Genomic DNA, 1378 nt, shown 5'->3' on the forward strand with positions numbered 1-1378 from the left:
GCTCCGCCACCGGTGCGCCGGGAGTCGGCGCCCCGTCCTTCGGAACAGGCAGCGACTCCCCCGTCAGCGCCGACTCGTCGACCTCCAGTTCCTCCGCGGTCAGCAGCCGGGCGTCAGCCGGCACCAGATCCGAGCCACGGAGCTCGATCACGTCACCCGGGACGAGCTTCTTGGCGGGCGCGTTCTCCACACGCGCGTCCGCGAGCCGGTCGAGATCCTCGACGACGACCCGGCGAGCGACCACTTCCTGCTCGGCGGTGAGCTCCCGGAGGGCCCGCTCCGCTCGGAGCCGCTGCGCACCGCTGATCAGTGCGTTTCCGGTCATGACGGTTCCGACCAGAGCGCCGTCCACACCCGACCCGACGACGGCCGACGCGACGGCGCCGACTGCGAGCACCGGCGTCAACGGATCGCCGAGCTCCTCGCGTACGGCCTTGGCCAGACCGATCGCGTCCCTGCTGTGCTCGCCGAGGGTGCCGGCCCCCGGCACGGTGAGATCCAGGACCGGCCGCATCCAGCGCGCGGGCCACGGCTGCTGCGTGCCTCGTCGCCTCGCGGCCGCTCCGTCGTGTTGGAGCCGCCGGTAGACGTCGCGTGCCTGCAGCTCGTGCCACGGCACATGGGTCACCGGCTCCGGCTCGCCGAAACGGGTGGCGCGCAACCCGGCGGCAGTTCCGCGCACCAAGGCGACCAGCGCGGCCAGCTGCACCGGGGCCAGCCCCAGGCTGGTACGCCGACGGCGAGCAGCCACCAGGGAGTGCAGGGCACCCAACGCCGACCCGGCCTGCGCGAGATGGACCGAACTCCGGCTCACCGCACGGGCCGCCGGCAGCGCGCGGAGAACACGCCAGACGTCTTCCAGCCCGTCCGCGCCGACCACCAGATCCGCCGACCAGTACGCGGTGCTGTTCTCTCGAGGCACTGCGACGCCGACATCCGCCGCGACCAAGGCGTCCTGGTCGTCGGCGGATATCACCAGGACACCGTGCCCGTCGCCCTGCAGACTGCGGACGTGCTCGGCCAGCGGCTCGTCGCCGATCGCCTCGTCGACCCGGGACAGCAGGTCCGCTACTGCCGGCCGGTCGGTCATCAGCACCGTCGCGTCACCGCCGCCGGCGGCCTCGAGCACCGCGTCGGCCAGGCGATCCAGCTCTCCGTCGGCAGAGACCAGCACGTCCGAGTCGACGACGATCGCGGAGACCCGGTCGAACCGCCGGAAGGCTCCGGCGTTCATCGGGACGACGCCGCGTCGGGACAGCTCCCGCGCCACCGCGGTGGCGAACCCCTCCCGGCCGTACCGTGCGGCCCGGGGAACCGCAGCTTGAAGCGCCTCTGCCGCCCTGCCGGGATCACGGGTGATCGCCAGCACCGCCGCCGC

The 1378-nt window shown here is 73.4% G+C and carries 1 protein-coding gene; it reads right to left on the bottom strand.

Going from position 1 to position 1378, the window contains the following annotated elements; all coding sequences use genetic code 11:
• Positions 1 to 1378 (bottom strand): P-type ATPase actuator domain-containing protein (locus ELR45_RS04265; RefSeq protein WP_476704120.1); only part of this gene is annotated, 1378 nt, incomplete at both ends.

Source organism: Phytoactinopolyspora endophytica (assembly GCF_004138495.1).
Classification (GTDB): Bacteria; Actinomycetota; Actinomycetes; order Jiangellales; family Jiangellaceae; genus Phytoactinopolyspora; species Phytoactinopolyspora endophytica.